Origin of the sequence: Salipiger marinus (genome assembly GCF_035481585.1) — a bacterium.
Lineage (GTDB): Bacteria > Pseudomonadota > Alphaproteobacteria > Rhodobacterales > Rhodobacteraceae > Salipiger > Salipiger marinus.
Map to the genome: position 1 here is coordinate 65,951 of NZ_JAYKSL010000016.1, position 22,967 is coordinate 88,917.

Sequence of the window (22,967 nt, forward strand, 5' to 3'; positions counted from 1 at the left end):
ATCAATAAGCCCTACCGCTCTAGCTCTAACAAAAGCCAAAACAGGGAGCGGGTGATGCGCGACTTTCGCAATATCCTTGTCGTGTGCGACGAGGACAGTGCCTACGAACATGCCTTCGAACGGCTGTGCTGGCTGGCGCAGTCGCATGCCGCGCGCGTGACGCTGGTGGACGTGATCGAAAGCGCGCCCGGCGATCTGTCGCGGCTGTTCCGGGCCTGGGCCGGATCCGACGGTGCCCACCAGATCGAGGAAGACATCGTTGCCCTGCACCGCGCCCGGCTGGAGGATCTGGCCGAGCCGCTGCGCGAGCAGCAGATACAGGTGACCACGCTGGTCCTGCTGGGCACGCCTTTTGTGCAGATCATCCGGCAGGTGATGCGCGACGGGCATGATCTGGTCATCAAGGGCGCGCAGCGGTCGCGGGCGCGTCCGATGCTGTCGGATCCCGACATCCAGCTGCTGCGCAAATGCGGCTGCCCGGTCTGGGTGCTGAACGTCGCCGCCGAACCCCGCGCCCGCCGCATCCTTGCCGCGGTCGATCCCGACCCCGAGGATGAACGGCGCGACCGTCTGAACTGGCAGATCCTCGAATTCGCCACCGCTCTGGCCCGACGGGACGGGGCGTGGCTTGATGTGGTCAACGCGTGGCGCCTGCCCGAGGAATCGGCGCTGCGCTATGGCCGCGCCCGCGTGCCGGAGGCCGAGGTCGACCGGCTTGTCGCCAATGCGCAGCGCCAGAGCGACTGGCGGCTGCAGCGCCTGACCGCAGATTTCGCCGGAAGCTGCGAAATGATGCGCGTCCTGCACCTCAAGGGCACGCCCACGGATGTGATCCTTGACCATGTGGAAACCGATGGCATCGACACCGTGGTGATGGGCACAATGGGCCGCACCGGCATTGCGGGCCTGCTGGTCGGCAACACCGCCGAAAGCATCCTCAAGCGCGTGGCCTGCTCCGTTCTGACCGTGAAGCCCGAGGGCTTCGTTCCGCCGGTATCGCTGACCGGCTCCCCTGAAATGCGGGCGCAGTAATGGCACCAGTATCCGACAAGACGAATAACGGCCTCATCGGCATTCTGCCGGTCCTGCTGGCTGCAGCCCTTTTTGCGTTCTTCGCGGCGCAGATCCCTGCCATCGCGGCGGGCGAGGTGCTGCGCTGGTCGATGCCATGGTTCCCCTCGCAGGGGATCGAACTGGCCTTCCTGCTGGACGGGCTGTCGCTGACCTTTGCGCTGCTGATCTCCGGCATCGGCACCTTGGTGCTGCTTTACTCCGACAGCTACCTTGCCGGGCATCCGCAATATGCCCGGTTCGCGCTGTTCCTCACCTCTTTCCTGCTGGCGATGCTGGGTCTGGTGCTGGCCGATGACCTGATCCTGCTCTTCGTGTTCTGGGAACTGACCACGCTTACCTCTTACCTGCTGATCGGGTTCTCGCACGAGGCCGAGAAAAGCCGCCGCAACGCGCTGCAGGCGCTGTTTGTCACTGGCGCGGGCGGTCTGGCCTTTCTGGCCGGGCTGATCCTGATGGGCTTCGCGGCGGGCAGCACCTCCATTTCCGAGATCATTGCCGCGGACGAACTGCGCGACCATGCCGCCTATACGGGCATTCTGGTGCTGGTCTTTGCCGGGGCGCTGACCAAATCGGCGCAGGTGCCGGTGCATTTCTGGCTGCCCAATGCCATGGCCGCGCCCACCCCGGTCTCGGCCTTCCTGCACTCGGCCACCATGGTCAAGGCGGGGATCTACCTGCTGGCCCGGATGCATCCGGCGCTGTCCGGCACGCCCGGCTGGATCTGGACGCTGACGATCCTTGGCGCCGCCACCGCCGTCTTTGCCAGCCTGCAGTCGCTGCGGCAGACCGACCTGAAACAGGCGCTGGCCTATACCACGCTGATGGCGCTTGGCACGCTGACCCTGCTTCTGGGGCAGGACTCGGGCTATGCCATGACCGCCTTCGCCACCTTCCTGATCGTGCATTCGCTTTACAAGGCGGCGCTGTTTCTGGTGGTGGGCAATATCGACGCGGCCACCGGCACGCGCGAGGTGGCGCAGCTTGGCGGGCTGGGGCGCAGCATGACGCTGACCGCAGGTGCAGCGGCGCTGGCCGCGCTGTCGATGGCAGGCGCGCCGCCCTTCCTTGGCTTCATCGGCAAGGAGCTGAAATACGCCGGTGCACTGGCCGCCGACGCGCCGGTGCTGGTAGCGGGCGCGCTGGTGCTGGCCAATGCGCTGATGTTCGCCGTGGCAGGCGTGGTGGCGCTGCGCCCGTTCTGGCTGGGCAGCGCCGCGGACCTGCCCCGCGCACCGAAGGAACGGTCGTGGCGGATGCTGGCGGGCCCGGTGGTGCTGGGCGTGGCGGGCACGCTTTTCGGGATCTTCCCCGGGCCGCTGCAGCAGGCACTGGTCACCCCCACCGTGGCCGCGCTGACCGGCGATGCCGCCAATGCGGCGGAGCTGACGCTGTGGCACGGGGTCAACCTGCCGCTGCTGCTCAGCCTTGCCACCTTCGCGCTGGGTCTTGCGCTTTATGCCGGGCACAGGCCGCTGCGCGCCGGGCTCGCCCACACGCTGGGGATGCTGCCCGATCTTGACCGGGGCTGGGACCGTTTCCTTGACGGGCTGAAGGGTTTTGCCGAATGGCAGGCGGCCCGGATCCAGTCCGGACGGCTCAGCTTCTATCTGGCGGCAACCTTCGGCACCGTGGCGGGCGCCCTGCTGGTGACCATGCTGGTGCGCGGCCTGCCGCTGCCCGCCTTCACGCTTGACGGCTTTTCCTGGGCCCCGGCGGCGGTTGCGGCGCTGATGCTGGCGGGGGGCGTGCTGGTGCTGCTGACCCGCTCGCGCATCACCGCCATTGCCGGGCTGGGCACCTCGGGCATCGCGATCTCGCTCGTGTTCCTGATCTATGGCGCGCCCGATGTCGCGATCACCCAGCTTCTGGTGGAAACGCTGGTGGTGGTGCTGGTGGCGGTCGCGCTGCTGAAACTGCCGCGCCTGCCCGCGCCGCGCTTCCGGCCCGGGGCGGCGGTGATCTCGGTCGCCGTGGGCGCCAGCATCAGCCTGATGCTGCTTTCGGTGCTGGGCCAGCCGCTGGACCTGTCCCTGACCAGCTATTTCGAGGCCGCAAGCTATCCTGACGCCCATGGCCGCAACATCGTCAATGTCATCCTCGTCGACTTCCGCGCGATTGACACCTTCGGCGAGATCGCCGTGGTCGCCATCGCCGCACTCTCGGCGCTCGCGCTTCTGCGCGGTACGAAAGGACGGACCCGTTGAATTCCCTTATTCTCAGCGTGGCGACACGCTACCTGACCGGGCTGCTTCTGGTCTTCTCGATCTATCTGCTTCTGCGCGGGCATAACGAACCCGGCGGCGGCTTCATCGGCGGGCTGACCGGGGCGACCGGGTTCATCCTGCAGGCCATGGCCAATGGCACGGACCGCGCGCGCGAGGCCCTGCGCCTGCCGCCGGAAGTGCTGGCCATGCTCGGGCTGGGTGCTGCGCTGCTGGCGGGGCTGATGTCCGCGCTGACCGGCGATGCCTTCCTGACCGGGCAGTGGCTGTTTCTGGGTGCAGAAGACGGCGGCAAGGGTCTGCCGCTGTCCTCGGTGCTGGTGTTCGACATCGGCGTCTACCTCGTCGTTTTCGGCGCGGTGCTGACCCTCGTCTTCGAGATGGAGGAGCACATCTGATGGAACCCTTCTTTGCGATTGCCGTGGGCGGCCTTGCGGCGGCAGCGGTCTACCTGATGCTGAGCGGCGAACTGCTGCGCTACATCTTCGGGCTCGTGCTGCTGTCCAATGCCGCGAACCTTGCGATCTTCGTGTCGGGCCGCCTGACCCCCGGTGCGCCGCCGCTGATCCCCGAAGGCGCCTATGCCCCGGCGGGCACCGTGGCCAACGCGCTGCCGCAGGCGCTGGTGCTGACCGCCATCGTGATCGGCTTCGGGCTATTTGCCTTTGCGCTGGTGCTGACCTTCCGTGCCTGGACCACCCTGGGCACGCTGGAGGGCGACGACATGCGGGTGGCTGAACCGAAGGTTACCAAATGAGCTGGCTTCTTGTTGCGCCGCTGATGCTGCCCTTTGCGACCGCCATCGCGGCCTATCTGGCCAAGGGGCGGGCCGCCGGGCGCTGGATTTCCATTGCGGGATCGGCCCTGCTGCTGGTCGCGGCCACCCTGCTGCTGGTCGAGGTGAACGCGCAGGGCGTGGTCGCCGGCCAGATGGGCGGATGGGGCGCGCCTTTCGGGATCACGCTGGTGGCCGACCGGCTGTCGGCGGTGATGGTGCTGATCACCGCGATCATCGCGCTGGCGGTGTCGGTCTATGCGCTCGCTGACATCGACACGCGGCTGGAACAGCTGGGCTATCACGCGATCTTCAACGTGCTGATCGCGGGCGTCATCGGCGCCTTCGTCACCGGCGACCTCTTCAACCTTTATGTCTGGTTCGAGGTGATGCTGATCGCCTCCTTCGGCCTGCTGGTGCTGGGCGGCAGCCCCGAACAGATCGACGGCGGCGTCAAATATGTGGCGCTGAACCTGATCGCCACGGTGCTGTTCCTTGCCGGGGTCGGTCTGCTTTACGGCGCCACCGGCACGCTCAACATGGCCGACCTGTCGCGCGCGGTCGAAGGCGTGGATCCGGGCCTGCTCAGCGTCATCGCGATGATGTTCCTGCTGGCTTTCGGGATGAAGGCGGCGGTCTTTCCGCTGTTCTTCTGGCTGCCCGCCGCCTATCACACCCCGGCCTTTTCGGTCTCTGCCGTGTTTGCGGGGCTGCTGACCAAGGTGGGGGTCTATGCGCTGATCCGCTGCTTCACCCTGATCTTCGATCATGACATCGGCTACACCCACCAGATCCTGCTGTGGGTGGCGGGGCTGACCATGATCACCGGGGTTCTGGGGGCCGCCGCGCAAAGCGACATCCGCAAGATCCTGTCGTTCCACATCGTCAGCCAGATCGGCTACATGGTGATGGGGCTTGCGCTGATGACGCCGCTGGCGCTGGTGGGCACGGTCTTCTACCTCGTGCACCATATCGTGGTGAAGGCGAACCTGTTCCTGATCGCGGGCGCGGTGCAGCGGCTGGCGGGATCCACCGAACTGTCGCGCATCGGCGGGCTTTACAAATCCGCCCCGCTGCTGGCGCTGCTGTTCATCATCCCGGCCTTTTCGCTGGCGGGCTTTCCGCCGCTCTCGGGCTTCTGGGCGAAATTCCTGCTGGTCAAGGCCGCCATCGGCGTCGAAGGCTGGGTGATCGCGGGCGTGGCGCTGGTCGTGGGTCTGCTGACCATCTATTCGATGACCAAGATCTGGGCCGCCGCCTTCTGGTCCCCCCATCCCGAGGGGCGCGACACCAGCCTGTCGCAGCTGTCGGCCTCTGACCGGCGCGGGCTGCTGCTGCCGATCGCGGGTCTGGCCGTCATCACCATGGTGATCGGCATGGCGCCCGATCCCTTCGCCCGCTTTGCCGAAGCCGCCGCCGCCGACCTGCTGGACCCGGCCGCCTATGTGTCCGCCGTTCTGGGGGAGGAACAATGACCAGCTTTGGACTGAACGTGCTTCTTGCCATCGCGTGGATTGCGCTGACGGGCACCGTGACACTGGCGAATTTCGTGATCGGCGCCCTGCTGGGCTATGTGGTGATCTGCGTGATCCAGCCGATGCTTGGCCCCAGCCGCTACCCGGCGCGGGCGCTGGCATGGGGACGGCTGCTGCCGCTCTTCCTGTGGGAGCTGCTCATCTCCTCCATCGAGGTGGCGCGGGACATCCTGCGCCCGCGCAGCCATGCCCATCCCGCGATCCTCGAAATGCCGCTGACCGTGCGCAGCGACGAGGGTATCCTGCTGGTGACCAACCTGATCTCGCTGACCCCGGGAACGCTCAGCCTTGATGTCTCGGAGGACCGCAAGACCCTGACGATCCACGCGATGTTCGCCTCGGATCCCGAGGCGCTGATCGCCAGCCTGAAATCGGGCATCGAACGCTGGGTCATCGACGCCGTGGAGGATTTTACATGACCGCCTTTCTTGACGCTGTGGTGACGGGCGGCCTTGCGCTGGTCGTGCTGGCGCTGGCCATGGCCTTTGTCCGGCTCTGGCGCGGACCCAGCCTGCCCGACCGGGTGGTGGCGCTGGACATGATGACGATGGCGATGGTGGCCTTTGGCGGTCTGGCGGCGATCCGCTTCGACACGCCGCAGGTGCTGGACGTGTCGCTGGTGCTGGCGCTGGTGGCCTTTCTGGCCACCGTGGCGCTGGCCCGGTTTGCCGAACGCAATGTTGCCGGGGAGGATAACAATGACTGAGATGATCACCGCGCTTCTGATCGCTGTCGGCGCGCTCTTCGCGGCGATAGGCGGGCTGGGACTGCTGCGCCTGCCCGACGTGCTGATGCGGATGCACGCCTCCACCAAGATCGGCACGCTGGCCTCCAGCCTGATCACCGTGGCGGCGGCGGTACATTTCGGCACGGCCGAGGTGTGGATCCGCGCGGTGGCCATCGTGGTGCTGCTGCTGCTGACCGCCCCCATCGCCGCGCATATGATCGGGCGCGCGGCGGTCACCACCCGCGTGCCGCTGTGGCGCACCCCCCCGCACGACGAGGTGGACAAGGACTGATCAGGCGCCGGGGGTCTGCGGCATCACCCGCAGACCCCCGCGCTGCCTACATCATGCCGGGCAGCCAGAGCGAGATCTGCGGCACCGCCACCAGCAGCGCCAGCGTCACCAGCATGGCGATCCAGAACGGCACCACGCCCCAGAAGATGTCCACCAGCGGCACGTCCTTGGCCACCGATTTGACGATGAAGACGTTGATCCCCACCGGCGGCGAGATCAGCCCCATTTCCAGCGTCAGCACCACCAGCACGCCGAACCAGATCGGATCGATGCCCAGCGACAGGATCACCGGCATGAAGATCGGCAGGGTCAGCACCAGCATGGCGAGCCCTTCCAGAAAGCAGCCCAGCACCAGATAGATCGCAAGGATCACGATCAGCGTGCCATAGGCGCCCAGATCGAAGGTGACCAGCAGGCGGCTTACCTCTGCCGGAAGGTGGCTCAGCGCGATGAACGGGTTGATCAGATGCGCCGCGATCAGGATCAGCATGACCGAGGCGGTGGTGACCACGCTGCTTTGCGCCGCCTGCCAGAAGCTGTGCAGGGTCAGGCTGCCGCTGACGGCGCCGATGCCGATGACCAGCGCCGCGCCGACCCCCGCCGCTTCGGTCGGGGAAAAGAGCCCGGTATAGATGCCGCCGATGGTCAGCAGGATCACCACAAGGATCGGGATGGCCCCGACAAAGGCGCGGCCCTTTTCGGCGGTGCTGGTGGCCGGACCCTTTGGCCCCATCTTCGGATAAAGCGTGCAAAGCAGCATCACGGTCAGCAGGAACAGCCCCAGCAGCAGCAGGCCGGGCAGGATGCCCGCCATGAACAGCCGCCCGATGCTCTGCTCGGTCAGGATGGCATAGATCACGAACCCGGTGGAGGGCGGGATCAGGATGCCCAGCGTGCCCCCTGCGGCCACCACCCCGGTCGACAGTCTGGGGTCGTAGTTGAACCGGTCCATTTCGGCCAGCGCCGTGCGCCCCATGGTCAGCGCCGAGGCGACAGAGGATCCCGACAGCGCCGCAAACCCGCCGCAGCCGATCACCGTGGCCGCCGCCAGCCCGCCGCGCACCTGCCCGATGGTGGCATAGGCCGCATCGTACAGCCTGCGGCTCATGCCGGTGACGCTGGCGACATTGCCCATGAGGATGAACAGCGGCACCACGATCAGTTCGGAATTCGAGGCAAGCGCGAAGGTTTCCGAAGACAGCAGGCCAATGGCCGCCTGCAGCCCGTTGAGGATCCAGATCCCCAGAAAGCCCACGGTGAACATGGCAAAGGCCACCGGGATGCGCAGCAGCAGCAGCGCCAGAAGCAGCACGAAGCCGGTGCTGCCAACCAGAAGGGGGCTCATGACGGATCCTGATCTATGGGGGCTGGGGAATGAGGACCAAGCGCTGCGGTCACGGCGCGCAGCAGCATGGCCAGCGCCGCCACCAGCGACAGCGCGCAAAGCGCCAGCTGGAACCACGCCGTCGGCAGCCGCAGCAGGTTGGTGGCAAGGTTCAGCATCCGGCTCAGCTGCGCGCTCTGGAACACCGCATAGGCGATCAGCACGAACACCGTCACCCCCAGCAGCGCCGCCGCTACGTCGATCAGCCGGTTCAGCCGCGGCGAGAAATGCGGCTCGAAAATATCGACGACGATATGGCCATTGTCGCGGCCACACAGCGCCATGCCGCCAAAGACGATGATGACCATGGTCATGATCACGATGTCCTGCGCGCCGTAAAGCGGCATGCCGAAATTGCGCCCCGCCACATCGGCCACGATCACGCCCACCACCAGCAGCAGGCCCAGCGTTCCCAGAAACGCGGACAGGCTGATGAGCCTGTCCGCGGTCTTGTGCAGCATGGCGCGCATCACTCGCCCCGGATCGCGGCCAGCGCCGCCTCACCGCCGACCTGCGCCACATAGGCATCGGTCACTTCGGTCAGCGCGTCGTCAAACACCTTGCTCTCTGCGGCGTCCAGATCGTTGACCGTGATGCTGTCAGAGGCGCGCGCGGCATCCAGCGCCTCGGCGGCGGTGGCGACCCATGCCTCTTCGGTCATCTGCGACACCGGCTCGCCGCGGATGGTGTCAAGCGCGGCCTTGGCCTCGTCCGACAGCCCGTCGAACACCCCCTTGTTCATCACGGTGAAGAAGGTCAGCCGCCCAAGGTTCGGCCCGGTGGTCACGCTGCCCACCACCTCGTTCAGCTTGAAATCCGACAGCACGGAGGCGCCGCTGACCAGACCGTCGATCAGCCCGGTCTGCAGGCCGTTATAGACCTGCGTCATCGGGATCTGCACCGGGGTTGCGCCAAGCGCCTCCATGGCCTCGGCGGCGATGGATCCGGCCACGCGGATCTTCAGCCCGCGCAGATCCTCGGGGCTGCGCACCTCGCGATCCTTCATCATCAGGATGTTGGGCTCGGCCCCCCACAGCGCGATGACCTCGGTCATCGGAAACTCCGCCTTCAGCTCGCCGCCAAAGGCGCGCCACAGCGCCGCATAGCCGGGCTGGTCCAGCGGCAGCGCGCCGGGCAGTTCAAGGATCAGGCTCTTGGGAAACTGCGACGAGGTATAGCCGGGCAGGCCCCAGCCCAGATCCGCCGTGCCCTGCACGATGCGCACGAACTGGTCGGCAGGCCCCGCCCCCAGCTCGCCGCCGTGAAAGGCACGCAGCGTCACCGCCCCCGAGGTGCCGCTGTCAAGCGCCTCGGCCAGCGGTTCGATCTGCGCGGCGGTGATGGTGTGAAAGGGCGGCGCCCAGTTGGCGTATTTCAGCTCCTGCGCCTGCGCGCTGGCTGCCAGGGTGACGGCAAAGGCCGCCCCAAGGGTGACGGATGTGATGTTCATGGTTCTCCTCCCGTTTGAACCTCTGTCTTCGGACCGCGCCGCCCTGCGGACGCACGTGGTCCTGCCGCGCTCAGGCGGCGATGACCTCTCCCAGATCCGCCAGATCCACGGGTGCGCCCGAGGCCAGCAGCCGCCGCGCCTTCATGTGGATCCGCGCGTTGTTGACGGTTTCCACCGCCGCAAGCCCGTGGCTGTCAAAGCGTGCCACGATCCCTTCGGCGACGGTCTCCTCCTCCGCCTCCGGTCCGGCATAGCCCGCGATCTGCAGCTTCTGGTCGCCCTGATCGGACCAGAACCATGGCAGCGCGGCATACTCCGCCCCAGCCCCCTGCGCGATCCGCGCGGCAATCAGCCGGGCATGGTCGGTGGCCGCCTGCACGCTTTCCAGCCGCAGCAGGCGCCCGCTGCGCGGATCGGGGAATGAGGCGCAGTCGCCAAGCGCGGAAATGGCCGGATCAGAACAGCGCAGCGCCGCATCCACGATCACGCCATTGCCGGTGGCAAGCCCCGCCGCCTCGGCCAGTTCCACATTCGGGCGCACGCCCGCCGCCAGCAGCACAAACTCCGCCGCAACCTCGCGGCCATCGGCCAGCCCCAGCGCCTGCGCCCCGACATGAACCGCAGGCACGCCCAGATGCAGCACCACGCCAAGAGCCCGGTGATACTCCTCGAAATGCCGCGACATGGCGGCAGAGACGGCGCGGGACATCAGCCGGGGTGCCGCCTCGATCACGCTGACCGCATGACCCAGCTTGCGGGCCACGGCGGCAAATTCCAGCCCGATGAAGCCGCCGCCGATCACCGCAATCTGCCGTGGTCGGACCAGTGCCGCAGACAGGGCCGCCGCATCGGCCAGCGTCCGCAGGTCATGCGCCCGTTCCAGCCCGTCGATCGGCGGGCGCAGGTTGCGCGTGCCGGTGGCAAGGATCAGGTCGTCATAGGGCAGTTCCTGCGCCCCCTCCGGCCCCCTGACCCGGACGCGCCGGGCCGCACGGTCGATCTGCTCCGCCCATGTCCCGGGCAGATAGGTCACCTGCTTTGACGCAAAGAAACTTTCGGGCCGCAGCACCAGCGCCTCGGCCCTGCCGTCCAGCAGATAGGCCTTGGACAGCGGCGGGCGCTGATAGGGCAGGCCCGGTTCGCCCCCCACCAGCGTCACCGCGCCCTGATAGCCGTTCTGGCGCAGGCTCACCGCCGCCTGCAGCCCGCCCTGCCCCGCGCCGATGATGACAACCGACTGCCCGTTCAATGCTGTTCCTCGGGCAGATGCACCACCAGCCCGTCCAGCGCGGGGTCCAGCCGGATCTGGCAGGACAGGCGCGAAGCCGCGGTCACCTCGGTGGCGGCGCCCTCCAGCATCTCCTCCTCGTCGGAGGAACGGGCGCCGGTGCGGTCCTGCCACGCCGGATCCACGTAACAATGGCAGGTCGCGCACATCATCGCGCCGCCGCATTCGCCCACGATCCCGTCCAGATCATTCGCCACGGCGGTCTGCATCACGCTGCTGCCCGGCTCCGCCTCAAGGGTGGTCGCGGTTCCGTCCGGGGCGACATAGGTCACCTTGATCATCTGTTTTCCTCCTCAAATCTTGGGCGCCGGGTCAGGCCAGCACCACCGGCAGCGTGATCGGGCCGCGAAAGCCGAAGCCTTTCCAGATCACCGCCTGCGGATCGGGCAGGCGCATGTCGGGGAAGCGGTCGAACAGCAGCGGCAGGATGATCTTGCCCACGGTGCGCCGCGCCACATGGGCGCCCGCGCAGTGATGCGGCCCGTTGCCAAAGGCCTGATGCGGGTTCTTGTCACGGAAGACGAAAAACGACTCGCCATCCTCGTAAAGTTCCTCGTCACGGTTGGCAGAGGCCTGCACCGTCATCACCGTGTCGCCCTTGGGGATCTCGAAACCGCCCAGTTCGGTGTCCTCGGTCACCCGCCGCGAGCTGACCTGAATCGGCGCGACCCAGCGGATGCCCTCCTCGAAGGCGCGGTCCCATGCCTCCTGCGCCCGCACCTCGGCCAGCTGGTCGGGATTGGTCAGCAGGCCATAGACGATGGTGGCCAGCGCGTCGCGCGGCTCGTTGATGCCGCCGCCGATGGCGATCTTGATATTGGCATGGATCTGGCTCATCGGGATCGGATCAGGGGCAGTCAGCATCGCCGAATAGGCCGACCCGTCCGGCTCGGTCCGGCGCCGCTCCTCCAGTTCCGAAAACAGCGCGTCCATCTCGTCGTTCGCGGCATCCGAGATTGCAAAAAGCTCGGGCTTCCAGCCAAAATTCCCGGCGCCGTCGATCAGCACCTGCGACCAGCGCTGCATCTGCGCATCGCTCGCCTCGGGAATGCCAAGGATATGCGCGAGGATCCGCGCCGCCAGCGGCCCGCACAGGGCTGAGAACAGATCCACCGTCTCGCCGCGCGGCAGCCGCCCGACATACTCTTCGGCCAGCTTTTCATATAGCGGCGCCCAGTCCGACTTGATCATCTTCGGCGTCAGCGCCTTGGAGATCGCCTTGCGCTCCACAAAATGCGCGGCACCGTCCTTGCGCATCAGCGTATGGGCGCGGAAGGCGGGCCGCATCGGCGTCTGCGGATCGTCGCTGCTGAACAGATCCGGGTTGTCCTTCACCGCCTTGGTCAGCGCCGCCTTGGTCAGCAGGGTGCGTCCCGTCGCCGCCACCCGCAGCACCGGGCTTTCGGCGCGCAGCCGCCGGTAGATCGGATAGGGATCCGAACTGAGCTGATCGAGCGTAATCTCCGTGTCCAGCGGTGCAAGCGCCATGAACTCCTCCCAAAGTCTCCTCCGGGTCCGGCTTAAAAGATGCAGGGCTTGCGCATCAATACGATGGAATGGTTATATCCCATCAGAAAATCTGATGGCGCCCGGAGACCAGACAGGATGCCCGCCAGCCCGCCCAACCCGGCCAGCATCGATTTTGCCGCGCTCGACATGCTGCGCGTGGTGCATGAACTGGGATCTTTCACCGCCGCCGCCGAAAAGCTGAACGTCAACCAGTCCGCCGTCAGCTACACCATCGGCAAGCTGCGCGCCTGTTTTCAGGATCCGCTCTTCGTGCGCGAAGGCGGGCGGCAGGTGGCCACCGACCGCTGCGAAGAGATCCTCGCCAAATCCCTGCAGATGCTCGGCATGCTGGACGAGATGCTGCAGCCCGATGCCTTTGCGCCGGGACAGGCCACGCAGAACGTCACGATTGCCTGCAATTATTACGAACGTGTCCTGCTGATCCCCGGCATCGTCGCGGCGATCCGGCAGGTGGCGCCCAAGATGACGGTCAAGGTCATCAGCTCGCTCAGCGACGGGCATCTGCGGCTGCTGCGGCGCGAGGCGGACGTGCTGATCGGCCCGTTCGAACGGGCGGAATCCGGCTTTCATTCCCGGCGGCTTTATGGCGAGGAATATGCCTGCCTGATGGATCCGGGCCATCCGCTGGCCCGCACCCCGCTGGAAGCCGACCGCTACCTGTCGCTGAACCACGTGCTGATCGATTACGGCGCGGGCTGGCAGTCCGCCTTCCTGCGCGAGCTGGAAGCGGCGGGCCACCGGCTGACCCCCACCATCGTCGTGCCCAGCCCGGCGGGGCTTGGCACGCTGATCGCCGGATCGGACCTTGTCGCCACCATCCCGCGCCGCCTTGGCGCGCGCGACGCCGAAACCCTGACGCTGGCCCCCAGCCCGTTCCGGGGCCGGTTCGACGTCTCTCTGGTCTGGGCCGCGCATACCAATGCCTCCGCCATGCACCGCTGGCTGCGCGACCTCATCTGGTCAGCCTGCCGCGGCTGAGCGGCGGATCAGGGCCACATCTGCGCGGCATGAAGCACGCGCAGGATGGTCACCGCCTCCGGTGTTTCGGCATAGACCACAAGGTAATTCGGGCGGATGACCAGTTCGCGCGTGCCCTCGACCCGACCGGGGCGGCAGCGCTTGGGGTGGTCGGGCAGCCGCGCGACCTTGGCATGGATTTCTGCCATCAGCGCCAGCGCCGCATCGGGATTGTCGTCAGAGATATAATCGACAATGGCCAGAAGGTCGGCCACCGCCGGCGCCTTCCATGCAAGTTCAGGCACGGCGCTTGGCGTCGATCAGGGCGCGCGCCGCGTCCATCACCTGCGCATGGGGCGTGGACGGGGCGGGATCGGCCAGCGCCTGCTGCACCTTGGCCCGGAACCATGCGTCATACACATCCGGATCCGCAGTCAGCCCGGCGGGCATCCCCCCTTCGGCGGCCACACGGGTCAGCAGGATGCGCACCGCGTCGGACAGGGTCAGCCCGACCCCGGCCAGCGCATCCGTCGCCTGCGCCTTGAGCCGGTCATCGACACGGACATGGATCATCGAGGTCTGCGCGGGCATCGGAGGACTCCTTTCCTGACCGGAGGAATATGTATCTCAATTGAGAGTCTGACAAGGCCCCCTGCCCCGGTCTATCCCGCGCCCGTCTCCAGATCGCGGAACTGCCGGGTCACCATCTCCCGCGCCACACCGATGTGATAGCGGATCGCCGCCTCGGCGCGGGGGGCATCCCCGGCCTGAAGCGCGTCCAGGATCGGCTCGTGAGTCTCGGCCATCTTCAGCGGATCGTCGTAAAGCTGCCCGATCACCATGATGGAAAACTCGGTTTCCGCCGCGATCTGGTCGAACACCGCCAGAAACTTCGGATTGCCGCTGCCCGAACAGAGCAGGCGGTGAAACTGCATGTCCGCCTCCACCTGCGTCAGCATGTCGACCCCCGGCGCCGCGACCCGGTGCAGCGCCTGCAGCTGTGCGGCCAGCGCCGCCACCGGCTCCGGCTGGCCTTGGTCGATCATCCGCCGCGCGGCGGCCAGTTCGATGACGATGCGCAGTTCATACAGATGATCCAGCTCTTCCGCCGAGATCTTGCGCACAAAGAATCCGCGATTGGCGTGATAGGTCACCAGCCCCGAATTTTCCAAGAGCCGCGCCGCCTCGCGCACCGGCGCGCGGCTGACGCCAAGATCGCGCGCCACCACCGATTCGGACAGCCGCGCCCCCGGCGCCAGCTGGCCGGTGATGATGGCCTTGCCCAGCAGACGCGCGACGCGCTGCACCAGCCCTTCGCGGTCAAGCGGCTGAAAACCGGAAGAAGATGGAATGGGGATCATGGGGAAAACGGCTGCCTCGATTTTCCCCAGCCTATCGGCGGATTGCAGTTTTGTCGACAATTTGCTTGACCGATGCGGCGCACGCGGCCTTACTTCGGTTTACAGGATCCCGCCGGCGACCGTTCCGGGCCGCCGCGGACACCGATCAAGGAGACCGCCATGGCCGACGGAGCCTCTTCCTCCGCTGTTCACGACATCCGCCGCGATCTGGCTGCCGCCTATCGCCTGATTGCGCTCGAAGGGATGGATGACGGCATCTACACCCATGTCTCCGCCCGCCTGCCTGACGGTCCGGGCGGCGAAAAGCGGTTCCTGCTGAACCCCTATGGCCTGCGTTTCGACGAGGTCACCGCCTCCAACCTCGTGACCATCGACGGCTCCGGCGCGGTGATCGACGATCCCTATGGCGCGGGGGTGAATGCGGCGGGCTTCACCATCCATTCCGCCGTGCACATGGCCCGGCACGATGCCGCCTGCGTGCTGCACACCCATACCGTGGCCGGGGTGGCGGTGTCCTCGGTGCGCGAGGGCCTGCTCAGCCTCAACCAGTGGTCGGCGCAGTTCCATGACCGCATCGCCTTTCACGATTACGAAGGCATCGCGCTGGATCTGGCGGAACGGGAACGCATCGTCGCCGATCTGGGTGACCGGCAGGTCATGCTGCTGCGCAACCACGGCACGCTGCTGCTGGGCCGGTCGGTGGCCGAGGCGGTGAAACTGGCGCTGAACCTTGAACGGTCGTGCAAGGCGCAGGTGGCAGCACTTGGCATGGGGCTGACGCCGCTGGAAATTCCCGCCGATGTCGCCGAACACACCGCGCGCCAGTATCAGTCCGCTTATGACGGCATCGAACTGCGCGGCAAGCCGGATCCGGAATGGGCCGCGCATCTGCGCCGCCTTGAACGCCACGCCCCCGACTTCCGGGCCTGACGCCGTGCCCGCCCCCATGGGGGCGGCGCGCACCTGACTTTCAAAGCAAAGCAGACAAAAACAACAGGGACGTTCCATGACATATCTCAAGACAATCACATTCCTCATCGCCGCAGCGCTTGCGGCGCCGCTGGCCGCGCAGCAATCCGGCGGGCGGCTCGACATCGTCGTGCAGCCCGAACCGCCGGGGCTGATGATGGGCCTGCTGCAGAACGGCCCCACCCAGCTGGTGGCGGGCGACATCTATGAAAGCCTGCTGCGCTACGATTCCGACCTGTCGCCCATGCCCTCGCTGGCCAAGGAATGGGAGATCTCCGAAGACGGGCTGACCTATACCTTCCACCTGAACGAAGGCGTGCTCTGGCATGACGGCACGCCCTTCACCGCCGAAGATGTGGTGTTTTCCGCCGATGTCTTCCTGCGCGAAACCCATGCCCGGCTGCGCGCCTCGCTGGCCTATGTCGACAGCATCACCGCGCCGGATGACCTGACCGTGGTGTTCCAGCTGCGCGAACCCTTCGGCCCCTTCATCAACGCCTTCGAGGCGGGCACCATGCCCATCGTGCCCAAGCACATCTACGACGGCACCGATTACGCCAACAACGAGATGAATGCGACGCCGATCGGCACCGGCCCCTTCAAGTTTCAGGAATGGGTCAAGGGCAGCCACATCCACCTTGTGAAGAACGAGGATTACTACATCGACGGCCTGCCCTATCTGGACGAGGTGTTCTACCGCGTGATCCCCGATGCCGCGTCGCGCGCCGTCGCCTTCGAAACCGGCGAGGTGGACGTGCTGCCCGGCGGGTCGGTGGAAAACTGGGATGTGCCGCGCCTCACCGAACTGGAGGGTGTCTGCTCCACCGGCAAGGGCTGGGAGTTTTTCGCGCCGCTGGCATGGATGTGGATGAACAACCGCGAAGGGCCCACCTCGGACGTGCGCTTCCGGCAGGCGGTCATGTATGCCATGGACCGCAACTTCGTGAAGGACGTGGTGTGGAACGGCTTCGGCACGGTCGCGACCGGCCCGGTCGCCTCCGCCACCAATTTCTACACCAACGAGGTCACGCAATACGATTACAACCCCGACAAGGCCAAGGAACTGCTGGCCGAGATGGGCTATGACGGCGAAACCGTCCGCATCCTGCCCCTGCCCTATGGCGAGACATGGCAACGCTGGGCCGAGGCGGTGCGCCAGAACCTCAACGAGGCGGGCATCAATGCCGAGATCGACAGCTCCGACGTGGCGGGCTGGAACGAAAAGACCTCGCAATGGGATTACGACCTCGCCTTCACCTATCTCTATCAATACGGCGATCCGGCGCTTGGCGTGTCGCGCAACTACACCATGGACCAGATCCAGAAGGGCAGCCCGTGGAACAACGTCGAGGGGTATGAAAACCCCGAGCTGGACAAGAAGTGGAAAGCCGCCGCCAGCATGGTCACGCCCGAAGAGCGCGCCGCCGCCTATGCCGAGATCCAGAAGGAAATCGTCGATGACGCCCCGGTGGCATGGCTGCAGGAACTGGAATTCCCCACCATCTACCGGTGCGAGATTCAGGATCTGGTGACCACCGCCATCGGTGTGAATGACGGTCTGCGCGACGCCTGGATCGAACAGTAACCCCCTCGGCGGGCCCTGACCGGCCCGCCTTTTCCGCCCCGGCCATGGGGCGCCTACACGTCAGATTTCCGGGGGCGCATGACCGTTTTTATTGCCATCCTGTCGCGGACGGCCAAGGCGTTGCTGACGCTGCTCGCCATCGCGGTGCTGAACTTCTTTCTGATCCATGCCGCCCCCGGCGATCCCGCCGTGGTGCTGGCGGGCGAGGCGGGCGCCGCCGATCCGCAGATGATCGAACAGCTGCGCGAACGCTTCGGGCTGGATCAGCCCTTTCACGTCCAGCTTGGAAAATATGTCTGGGGCATCCTGCAGCTGGATCTGGGCTACAGCTTCCGGCAGGGCGCGCCGGTGATCGACCTGATCGCCGACCGCCTGCCCGCCACGCTGCTGCTGACACTGACCGCCTTTGTCATCTCGCTGGTCTTCGGCATCGCCCTTGGCGTGGCCGCTGCCGCCCGGGTGGGCCGCGCCTCGGATTCAGCGCTGACCACGCTGGCGCTGCTGTTCTATGCCACCCCGCTTTACTGGGCGGCGCTGATGGCGGTGCTGGTGTTTTCGGTCTGGCTGGGCTGGCTGCCGGGCTTCGGCTATGAAACCGTGGGCGCCAGTTACAGCGGGTTCGCCCGCGTGCTGGACATCGCCAAACATCTGGTGCTGCCCGCGCTGACGCTGGGGCTGTTCTTCATGGCGGTCTACATGCGCATGACCCGCGCCTCCATGCTGGAGGTGTCGACGGCGGACTTCGTCAAAACCGCCAAGGCCAAGGGCCTGTCCGGTCCCGCCATCCGCCGCCGCCACATCCTGCGCAACGCCATCCTGCCGGTGGTGACGCTGGCGGGCCTACAGGCGGGGCAACTGGTCGGCGGCGCGGTGCTGACCGAAACCGTCTTTGCATGGCCCGGCATCGGGCGGCTGATGTTCGAAAGCCTCGCCGCGCGGGATTACAACACCATCCTCGGGGTCTTCCTCGTCTCCGCCGCCATGGTCATCCTGTTCAACATCGTGACCGACATCGTTTACCGGATCGTCGATCCCCGGATCGGAGCGCGTGCCTGACATGTGGAAACGCTTTTCCTCCAACAGACCGGCGCTGGTCGGCGTGGTGCTGCTGGTCGCCGTCATCGCCGTGGCGCTGCTGGCGCCGGTGCTGTTCCCGAACGGCCCGTGGAAGATGGTGCAGCGCCCCTTCCTGATGCCGATGGCCGTGGATGGCCTGCCGCTTGGCACCGACACGCTGGGCCGCGACGTGGCCGCCCAGCTGGCCTATGGCGCGCAGGTGTCGCTGCTGGTCGGGCTGGTCTCGACGCTGGTGGCGCTGCTGATCGGCGTGCCGCTGGGGGCGCTGGCCGGATTTTACGGCGGCTATGTCGATGAAGGCGCCATGCGCTTCACCGAATTCTTCCAGACCATCCCCAACTTCGCGCTGGCCATCGTGCTGGTGGCGATCTTTGAACCCACGCTTGCCAGCATCACGCTTGCCATCGCCATCGTCAGCTGGCCCCCCGTGGCCCGTCTGGTCCGGGCCGAGGTCATGTCGGTGCGCCGCCGCGAATTTGTCGATGCGGCGCGGCTGGCGGGCCTGTCGAAACCGCGCATCCTGCTGACGCAGGTGCTGCCCAACACCGTCTCGCCGATCATCGTCATGGCCTCGCTCATGGTGGCCACCGCGATCCTGCTGGAAAGCTCGCTGTCCTTTCTGGGGCTGGGCGATCCCAACGCGCTCAGCTGGGGCTACATGATCGGGGCGGCGCGCACCGTCATCCGCTCGGCATGGTGGCTGTCCTTCTTCCCCGGCCTTGCCATCATCATCACCGTGCTGGCGCTGAACCTGATCGGCGAGGGGCTGAACGACGCGCTGAACCCGCATCTGCGCCAGAGGGGGCAAAAGCCATGACCACGCTGGCCATCGAAGATCTGACCATCGGCCTGCCCCCCGGCGCCGACCGGCCCTTCGCCACCGAGGACGTGTCCTTCACCATCGACAAGGGCCAGATCCTGTGCGTGGTGGGCGAAAGCGGATCCGGCAAATCCATGACCGCCAATGCGCTGATGGGGCTGCTGCCCCCCGGCGTCACGGTCAAGGCGGGGCGCGCGCTGTTTCAGGATCAGGACGTGCTGCGCCTGCCCGAACCGCAGAAACAGGCGCTGCGCGGCGCCCGCATCGCGATGATCTTTCAGGAGCCGATGACCGCGCTCAACCCGCTGATGCGCATCGGCGACCAGATCACCGAGGTCTTCGCCGCCCACAATCTTTATTCCCCCGCCGAACGGCGGATGCGCGCCCTGACGCTGGTGCGCGAGGTGGGGCTGCCCGATCCGGAAAAGATCATCCGCGCCTATCCGTTCCAGCTGTCGGGCGGGCAGCGCCAGCGCGCCATGATCGCCATGGCCTTGGCGCTGGAGCCTGACCTGCTGATCGCGGACGAGCCGACCACGGCGCTTGATGTCACCACACAGGCGCAGATCCTGCGGCTGGTGCTGGATCTGCGCGACAGGCGCGGCATGGCGGTGATGTTCATCACCCATGACTTCGGCGTGGTGGCGGAAATCGCCGATACCGTCATCGTCATGCGCGAAGGCCGGGTGGTGGAACGCGGCGCTGCAGCACAGGTGCTGGGCGATCCGCAGCACGAGTACACCCGCCGCCTGCTTGACGCGATCCCCACCGGCAGGCTGCCCCCCGCCCGACCCAAAGCCGACACGCCCGCGCTGGAAATCAAGGGGCTGCGCAAGATCTACCGCACCGGCGGCGGGCTTTTCCGCCCCGTGCGCGAGGTGCGCGCGGTGGATGACGTCTCGCTCACCGTGGGCCGGGGCGAGGTGCTGGGGCTGGTCGGCGAAAGCGGATCCGGCAAATCCACGCTGGGCCGCACCGCCGTGCGGCTGGTCACCCCCGATGGCGGGCAGGTGCTGGTGGGCGGGGTCGATCTGGCGGCGCTGTCGGAACAGGATCTGCGCGCGCAGCGCCACAAGGTGCAGATGGTGTTTCAGGATCCCTATGCCTCGCTCAACCCCCGGCAGCGCATCATGGGCGCGCTGACCGACGGCCCGATCCAGAAAGGCGTGCCGCGCGCGCAGGCACAGGCCCGCGCCCGGGAACTGCTGGAGATCGTGGGGCTTGGCGCCGATGCCGCCCGCCGCTTTCCGCATGAATTTTCCGGCGGCCAGCGCCAGCGCATCGGCATCGCCCGCGCGCTGGCCATGGATCCCGACCTCATCATCGCGGACGAGGCGGTCTCCGCGCTCGACGTGTCCATTCAGGCGCAGGTGCTGGATCTGCTGCGCGACCTGCGCGACCGGCTGAACCTGTCGATCCTGTTCATCACCCATGACCTGCGGGTCGCGGCACAGCTTTGCGACCGCATCGCGGTCATGCAGAAAGGCAAACTGGTGGAGATCGGCACCGTGCATGACATCTTTCTGTCGCCCCGGCAGGACTATACCCGGCAGCTGCTGGCTGCCGTGCCCGGCGGGGGCTGGGCCCATGACGCGGGCCTGCCCGCATGATCGGCCTTGCCCTGTCGCTGCCGCCGCTGGATCTGCACCAGCTTTACCACGGCATCTTCGCCGAGGAGGCGCCGGATCTGGACCTGCGCGGCCCGCAGCACGGCACCGATCCCGCCGAGGTGGAGTTTGTCTTCACCTTCCGCCCGCCCGACGATGGCTTCACCGGCATGACCAACCTGCGCGCGATCTTTTCGGCGGGGGCCGGGGTGGATGCGATCATGGCCTGCCCGTCGCGGCCCGCCCATGTGCCGGTGTTCCGGGTCGAAGACGCCGATCAGGCGCTGCAGATGGCCGGTTACGCCGCCTTTCACGTCCACTGGCACCATCGCGACATGCCGACCTATCTTGCGCAGCAGCCGCGCGGCGAATGGCGGCGCACCCTCACGGGTCTTTCGCCCACGCATCGCCGGGTGGCGGTGCTGGGCTTTGGCCATATGGGCCGCGCCATCGCGCGCGGGCTGGTGGCCTTGGGCTATCCGGTGGTGGGCATCGCGCGCCGCCTGCCCGATCTGCCGGAACCCGGCGTCAGCCACATCACCACGGCGGAGCTTGACGCGGCGCTGCCGCAGATCGACATCCTGATCAACGTGCTGCCCCTGACAGAAGACACGCGCGGCCTGATCGACCGCAGCTTCCTGAACCGCCTGCCGCAGGGCGCCGCCCTGATCCATATGGGCCGGGGCGGACAGGTGGTGGAGGCGGACCTGATCGCCGCCATCGATGCGGGCCATATCTCGGGCGCCTCGCTCGACGTGTTCGAAACCGAACCGCTGCCGCCCGATCATCCGCTCTGGACGCATCCGCGCATCCTCATCACCCCGCATGTGGCCAGCATCCCCGAACGGGTGCGGCTCGTGCGCTCCATCCGCGACCGGCTCCGCAGCCTGCCCCTGAAAGACGCCTCATGACCGATCCCAACAGCCTCTCCGTCCGCGATCTGGCAGAGGCCATCCGCAGCGGCACCCTGCGCGCGCCCGAGGTCACCGCCGCCACGCTGGACCGCATCGCCCGCGTCAACCCCGCGCTTAACGCCATCGTGCAGGACTGCAGCTCCGACGCGCTGGCCGAGGCCGAGGCGCTGGATGCCCGCATCCGGGCCGGGGACCAGCCGGGCGCGCTGGCGGGCGTGCCCGTCACCATCAAGGTGATCGCCGACCAGACAGGGTATGCCACCACCAACGGCACCACGCTGGCCCGCGACCTGATCGCCACCAGCGACAGCCCCTTCCTGCGCCACATGCGCGCTGAAGGTGCCATTGTCGTGGGGCGCACCAACTGCCCCGCCTTTTCCTACCGCTGGTTCAGTTCCAATGCGCAGCACGGCACCACGGTCAACCCGCACAACCCCGCGCTGACCCCGGGCGGATCCTCCGGCGGCGCGGGCTCGGCCACGGCGGCGGGGCTGGGCCATATCGCCCATGGTACCGACATCGCCGGATCCATCCGTTATCCCGCCTATGCCTGCGGGGTGCAGGGGCTGCGGCCCACGCCCGGACGGGTGCCCGCCTTCAATCTGTCGGGCGGCGACCGCCTCATCGGGCCGCAGATGATGGCGGTGGCGGGCCCGCTGGCGCGCCGCGTCGATGACCTGCGGCTGGGGCTGGCCGCCATGTCCGGTTACGCGCCAGAGGATCCGCTCAGCACCCCTGCCCCGCTTTCCGGCCCCGCCCTGCCCCGCCGCGTGGCGCTGGTCCGCCGCCCCGGCGGGATCGAGCCTGATCCCCGCATCCTTGCCGATCTCGACCGCGCCGCCGACCTGCTGCGCCGCGACGGCTGGCAGGTCGAAGAACCCGACAGCCTGCCCGACCTGCGCGAGGCCTTCGATCTGCAGATCGACCTCTGGCTGGCCGATGGCCATGCCGAAAAACTGGCGGCGGCCCAGCTGGAAGGCGACGCGGGCGCGCTCGCGCTGCTGAATTTCTACGCCGACCGTGCCGCCCGCTGGGACAGCGCGGCGCTCAGCCATGCGCTGCTGCGCCGGTCGGGGCTGATCCGGGCATGGCGCGCCTTTCTGGCCGACACGCCGCTGGTGCTGATGCCGGTCTGCGCCGAACTGCCCTTCCGTCAGGACGAGGATCTGGACGGCCCCGAGGCCATCGCGCGGCTCTGGCAGGCGCAGCTGCCGCAGGTGGCGATCCCGCTTCTGGGCCTGCCCGCTCTGGCGGTCAGCTCCGGCGTGGAAAACGGCATCCCCTCGGGCGTGCAGCTGGTTGCCCCGCCCTGGCGCGAGGATCACGCGCTCGACGCGGGCGAGGTGCTGGAACGCGGCTTCGGCATTCCGCAGGTGGTCGACCCGGCGTAAGACGCCGGG

General features: G+C 67.2%; 25 protein-coding genes. 16 read left to right on the forward strand and 9 right to left on the reverse strand.

Going from position 1 to position 22,967, the window contains the following annotated elements; genetic code table 11:
• Window positions 1-54: 54 nt before the first annotated feature.
• From VK682_RS19105 to mnhG, 8 genes are read left to right on the forward strand one after another with little or no spacing between them, the layout of a single operon-like run.
• Window positions 55-1,032, forward strand: a complete 978-nt coding sequence (locus VK682_RS19105; RefSeq protein WP_324782384.1) for a universal stress protein — start codon at window positions 55-57, stop codon at window positions 1,030-1,032.
• Window positions 1,032-3,278, forward strand: a complete 2,247-nt coding sequence (mbhE, locus tag VK682_RS19110) for a hydrogen gas-evolving membrane-bound hydrogenase subunit E (RefSeq protein WP_324782385.1) — start codon at window positions 1,032-1,034, stop codon at window positions 3,276-3,278. The genes VK682_RS19105 and mbhE overlap by 1 nt, the downstream gene beginning before the upstream one ends.
• On the forward strand, window positions 3,275-3,694 hold the full coding sequence (locus tag VK682_RS19115; protein ID WP_089851001.1) for an MnhB domain-containing protein: 420 nt from the start codon (window positions 3,275-3,277) through the stop codon (window positions 3,692-3,694). Before mbhE ends, VK682_RS19115 begins: the two co-directional genes overlap by 4 nt.
• Window positions 3,694-4,053 (forward strand): Na+/H+ antiporter subunit C, encoded by a 360-nt coding sequence (locus VK682_RS19120; protein ID WP_089850999.1) that lies wholly within the window; start codon window positions 3,694-3,696, stop codon window positions 4,051-4,053. The genes VK682_RS19115 and VK682_RS19120 overlap by 1 nt, the downstream gene beginning before the upstream one ends.
• Complete coding sequence (locus VK682_RS19125) at window positions 4,050-5,546, forward strand: Na+/H+ antiporter subunit D (RefSeq protein WP_089850997.1); 1,497 nt, start codon at window positions 4,050-4,052, stop codon at window positions 5,544-5,546. Before VK682_RS19120 ends, VK682_RS19125 begins: the two co-directional genes overlap by 4 nt.
• Entirely contained in the window at window positions 5,543-6,025 is a 483-nt protein-coding gene (locus VK682_RS19130) for a Na+/H+ antiporter subunit E (RefSeq protein WP_089850995.1), read from the forward strand. The genes VK682_RS19125 and VK682_RS19130 overlap by 4 nt, the downstream gene beginning before the upstream one ends.
• Window positions 6,022-6,312, forward strand: coding sequence for an MrpF/PhaF family protein (locus VK682_RS19135; RefSeq protein WP_089850993.1), 291 nt, complete (start codon window positions 6,022-6,024; stop codon window positions 6,310-6,312). Before VK682_RS19130 ends, VK682_RS19135 begins: the two co-directional genes overlap by 4 nt.
• Entirely contained in the window at window positions 6,305-6,625 is a 321-nt protein-coding gene (gene mnhG / locus VK682_RS19140) for a monovalent cation/H(+) antiporter subunit G (RefSeq protein WP_089850991.1), read from the forward strand. Before VK682_RS19135 ends, mnhG begins: the two co-directional genes overlap by 8 nt.
• Window positions 6,626-6,671: 46 nt before the next feature.
• On the opposite strand, the gene VK682_RS19145 is transcribed toward mnhG, so the two are convergent.
• The 6 genes from VK682_RS19145 to VK682_RS19170 form a co-directional block, all read right to left on the reverse strand.
• The gene (locus VK682_RS19145) at window positions 6,672-7,970 is read right to left on the reverse strand and encodes a TRAP transporter large permease (RefSeq protein WP_324782386.1); all 1,299 of its coding nucleotides are present in this window, start codon (window positions 7,968-7,970) and stop codon (window positions 6,672-6,674) included.
• Window positions 7,967-8,470: a TRAP transporter small permease gene (locus VK682_RS19150; RefSeq protein ID WP_324782387.1), complete on the reverse strand. Its 504-nt coding sequence runs from the start codon at window positions 8,468-8,470 to the stop codon at window positions 7,967-7,969. The genes VK682_RS19145 and VK682_RS19150 overlap by 4 nt, the downstream gene beginning before the upstream one ends.
• An 8-nt stretch (window positions 8,471-8,478) precedes the next feature.
• Window positions 8,479-9,459 (reverse strand): TRAP transporter substrate-binding protein, encoded by a 981-nt coding sequence (locus tag VK682_RS19155; RefSeq protein ID WP_324782388.1) that lies wholly within the window; start codon window positions 9,457-9,459, stop codon window positions 8,479-8,481.
• A 70-nt stretch (window positions 9,460-9,529) separates the two neighbouring features.
• Window positions 9,530-10,708 (reverse strand): NAD(P)/FAD-dependent oxidoreductase, encoded by a 1,179-nt coding sequence (locus VK682_RS19160; RefSeq protein WP_324782389.1) that lies wholly within the window; start codon window positions 10,706-10,708, stop codon window positions 9,530-9,532.
• The gene (locus VK682_RS19165) at window positions 10,705-11,028 is read right to left on the reverse strand and encodes a 2Fe-2S iron-sulfur cluster-binding protein (RefSeq protein WP_324782390.1); all 324 of its coding nucleotides are present in this window, start codon (window positions 11,026-11,028) and stop codon (window positions 10,705-10,707) included. The genes VK682_RS19160 and VK682_RS19165 overlap by 4 nt, the downstream gene beginning before the upstream one ends.
• A 31-nt stretch (window positions 11,029-11,059) precedes the next feature.
• Window positions 11,060-12,235, reverse strand: coding sequence for a cytochrome P450 (locus VK682_RS19170; protein WP_324782391.1), 1,176 nt, complete (start codon window positions 12,233-12,235; stop codon window positions 11,060-11,062).
• Window positions 12,236-12,352: 117 nt separating this feature from the next.
• Between VK682_RS19170 and VK682_RS19175 the strand changes: the two genes are divergently transcribed.
• Window positions 12,353-13,255 carry a LysR family transcriptional regulator gene (locus VK682_RS19175; RefSeq protein WP_324782392.1) on the forward strand — a complete coding sequence of 301 codons (903 nt, stop codon included), beginning with the start codon at window positions 12,353-12,355 and terminating at the stop codon, window positions 13,253-13,255.
• An 8-nt stretch (window positions 13,256-13,263) separates the two neighbouring features.
• On the opposite strand, the gene VK682_RS19180 is transcribed toward VK682_RS19175, so the two are convergent.
• The 3 genes from VK682_RS19180 to VK682_RS19190 form a co-directional block, all read right to left on the reverse strand.
• Window positions 13,264-13,539, reverse strand: coding sequence for a type II toxin-antitoxin system RelE/ParE family toxin (locus tag VK682_RS19180; RefSeq protein ID WP_324782393.1), 276 nt, complete (start codon window positions 13,537-13,539; stop codon window positions 13,264-13,266).
• Window positions 13,532-13,825 carry a type II toxin-antitoxin system RelB/DinJ family antitoxin gene (locus VK682_RS19185; protein WP_324782394.1) on the reverse strand — a complete coding sequence of 98 codons (294 nt, stop codon included), beginning with the start codon at window positions 13,823-13,825 and terminating at the stop codon, window positions 13,532-13,534. The genes VK682_RS19180 and VK682_RS19185 overlap by 8 nt, the downstream gene beginning before the upstream one ends.
• 71 nt (window positions 13,826-13,896) lie before the next feature.
• On the reverse strand, window positions 13,897-14,595 hold the full coding sequence (locus VK682_RS19190) for a GntR family transcriptional regulator (RefSeq protein WP_089850971.1): 699 nt from the start codon (window positions 14,593-14,595) through the stop codon (window positions 13,897-13,899).
• Window positions 14,596-14,754: 159 nt separating this feature from the next.
• Here VK682_RS19190 and VK682_RS19195 point away from each other — a divergent pair, with 159 nt between their 5' ends.
• The 7 genes from VK682_RS19195 (at window position 14,755) to VK682_RS19225 (ending at window position 22,958) form a co-directional block, all read left to right on the forward strand.
• Window positions 14,755-15,525: a class II aldolase/adducin family protein gene (locus VK682_RS19195; RefSeq protein ID WP_324782395.1), complete on the forward strand. Its 771-nt coding sequence runs from the start codon at window positions 14,755-14,757 to the stop codon at window positions 15,523-15,525.
• A 76-nt stretch (window positions 15,526-15,601) separates the two neighbouring features.
• A complete protein-coding gene (locus VK682_RS19200; protein ID WP_324782396.1) occupies window positions 15,602-17,149 on the forward strand; it encodes an ABC transporter substrate-binding protein in 1,548 nt (515 codons plus the stop codon).
• 78 nt (window positions 17,150-17,227) lie between these two features.
• Window positions 17,228-18,205 (forward strand): ABC transporter permease, encoded by a 978-nt coding sequence (locus VK682_RS19205; protein WP_089850965.1) that lies wholly within the window; start codon window positions 17,228-17,230, stop codon window positions 18,203-18,205.
• Between the two features lies 1 nt (window position 18,206).
• Window positions 18,207-19,043 carry an ABC transporter permease gene (locus tag VK682_RS19210; protein ID WP_324782419.1) on the forward strand — a complete coding sequence of 279 codons (837 nt, stop codon included), beginning with the start codon at window positions 18,207-18,209 and terminating at the stop codon, window positions 19,041-19,043.
• Window positions 19,040-20,656: an ABC transporter ATP-binding protein gene (locus tag VK682_RS19215; protein ID WP_324782397.1), complete on the forward strand. Its 1,617-nt coding sequence runs from the start codon at window positions 19,040-19,042 to the stop codon at window positions 20,654-20,656. The genes VK682_RS19210 and VK682_RS19215 overlap by 4 nt, the downstream gene beginning before the upstream one ends.
• The gene (locus tag VK682_RS19220) at window positions 20,653-21,564 is read left to right on the forward strand and encodes a 2-hydroxyacid dehydrogenase (RefSeq protein WP_324782398.1); all 912 of its coding nucleotides are present in this window, start codon (window positions 20,653-20,655) and stop codon (window positions 21,562-21,564) included. The genes VK682_RS19215 and VK682_RS19220 overlap by 4 nt, the downstream gene beginning before the upstream one ends.
• On the forward strand, window positions 21,561-22,958 hold the full coding sequence (locus VK682_RS19225; protein ID WP_324782399.1) for an amidase: 1,398 nt from the start codon (window positions 21,561-21,563) through the stop codon (window positions 22,956-22,958). The genes VK682_RS19220 and VK682_RS19225 overlap by 4 nt, the downstream gene beginning before the upstream one ends.
• The last annotated feature ends 9 nt before the right edge of the window (window positions 22,959-22,967 follow it).

What these genes read in the sequence shown, in the direction of transcription:
- VK682_RS19105 (WP_324782384.1), top strand. Translation starts at nt 55, where the DNA reads ATGCGCGACTTTCGCAATATCCTTGTCGTGTGCGACGAGGACAGTGCC.
- mbhE (WP_324782385.1), top strand. Translation starts at nt 1,032, where the DNA reads ATGGCACCAGTATCCGACAAGACGAATAACGGCCTCATCGGCATTCTG.
- VK682_RS19120 (WP_089850999.1), top strand. Translation starts at nt 3,694, where the DNA reads ATGGAACCCTTCTTTGCGATTGCCGTGGGCGGCCTTGCGGCGGCAGCG.
- VK682_RS19125 (WP_089850997.1), top strand. Translation starts at nt 4,050, where the DNA reads ATGAGCTGGCTTCTTGTTGCGCCGCTGATGCTGCCCTTTGCGACCGCC.
- VK682_RS19130 (WP_089850995.1), top strand. Translation starts at nt 5,543, where the DNA reads ATGACCAGCTTTGGACTGAACGTGCTTCTTGCCATCGCGTGGATTGCG.
- VK682_RS19135 (WP_089850993.1), top strand. Translation starts at nt 6,022, where the DNA reads ATGACCGCCTTTCTTGACGCTGTGGTGACGGGCGGCCTTGCGCTGGTC.
- mnhG (WP_089850991.1), top strand. Translation starts at nt 6,305, where the DNA reads ATGACTGAGATGATCACCGCGCTTCTGATCGCTGTCGGCGCGCTCTTC.
- VK682_RS19145 (WP_324782386.1), bottom strand. Translation starts at nt 7,970, where the DNA reads ATGAGCCCCCTTCTGGTTGGCAGCACCGGCTTCGTGCTGCTTCTGGCG.
- VK682_RS19150 (WP_324782387.1), bottom strand. Translation starts at nt 8,470, where the DNA reads ATGCTGCACAAGACCGCGGACAGGCTCATCAGCCTGTCCGCGTTTCTG.
- VK682_RS19155 (WP_324782388.1), bottom strand. Translation starts at nt 9,459, where the DNA reads ATGAACATCACATCCGTCACCCTTGGGGCGGCCTTTGCCGTCACCCTG.
- VK682_RS19165 (WP_324782390.1), bottom strand. Translation starts at nt 11,028, where the DNA reads ATGATCAAGGTGACCTATGTCGCCCCGGACGGAACCGCGACCACCCTT.
- VK682_RS19170 (WP_324782391.1), bottom strand. Translation starts at nt 12,235, where the DNA reads ATGGCGCTTGCACCGCTGGACACGGAGATTACGCTCGATCAGCTCAGT.
- VK682_RS19175 (WP_324782392.1), top strand. Translation starts at nt 12,353, where the DNA reads ATGCCCGCCAGCCCGCCCAACCCGGCCAGCATCGATTTTGCCGCGCTC.
- VK682_RS19185 (WP_324782394.1), bottom strand. Translation starts at nt 13,825, where the DNA reads ATGCCCGCGCAGACCTCGATGATCCATGTCCGTGTCGATGACCGGCTC.
- VK682_RS19190 (WP_089850971.1), bottom strand. Translation starts at nt 14,595, where the DNA reads ATGATCCCCATTCCATCTTCTTCCGGTTTTCAGCCGCTTGACCGCGAA.
- VK682_RS19195 (WP_324782395.1), top strand. Translation starts at nt 14,755, where the DNA reads ATGGCCGACGGAGCCTCTTCCTCCGCTGTTCACGACATCCGCCGCGAT.
- VK682_RS19200 (WP_324782396.1), top strand. Translation starts at nt 15,602, where the DNA reads ATGACATATCTCAAGACAATCACATTCCTCATCGCCGCAGCGCTTGCG.
- VK682_RS19205 (WP_089850965.1), top strand. Translation starts at nt 17,228, where the DNA reads ATGACCGTTTTTATTGCCATCCTGTCGCGGACGGCCAAGGCGTTGCTG.
- VK682_RS19210 (WP_324782419.1), top strand. Translation starts at nt 18,207, where the DNA reads ATGTGGAAACGCTTTTCCTCCAACAGACCGGCGCTGGTCGGCGTGGTG.
- VK682_RS19215 (WP_324782397.1), top strand. Translation starts at nt 19,040, where the DNA reads ATGACCACGCTGGCCATCGAAGATCTGACCATCGGCCTGCCCCCCGGC.
- VK682_RS19220 (WP_324782398.1), top strand. Translation starts at nt 20,653, where the DNA reads ATGATCGGCCTTGCCCTGTCGCTGCCGCCGCTGGATCTGCACCAGCTT.
- VK682_RS19225 (WP_324782399.1), top strand. Translation starts at nt 21,561, where the DNA reads ATGACCGATCCCAACAGCCTCTCCGTCCGCGATCTGGCAGAGGCCATC.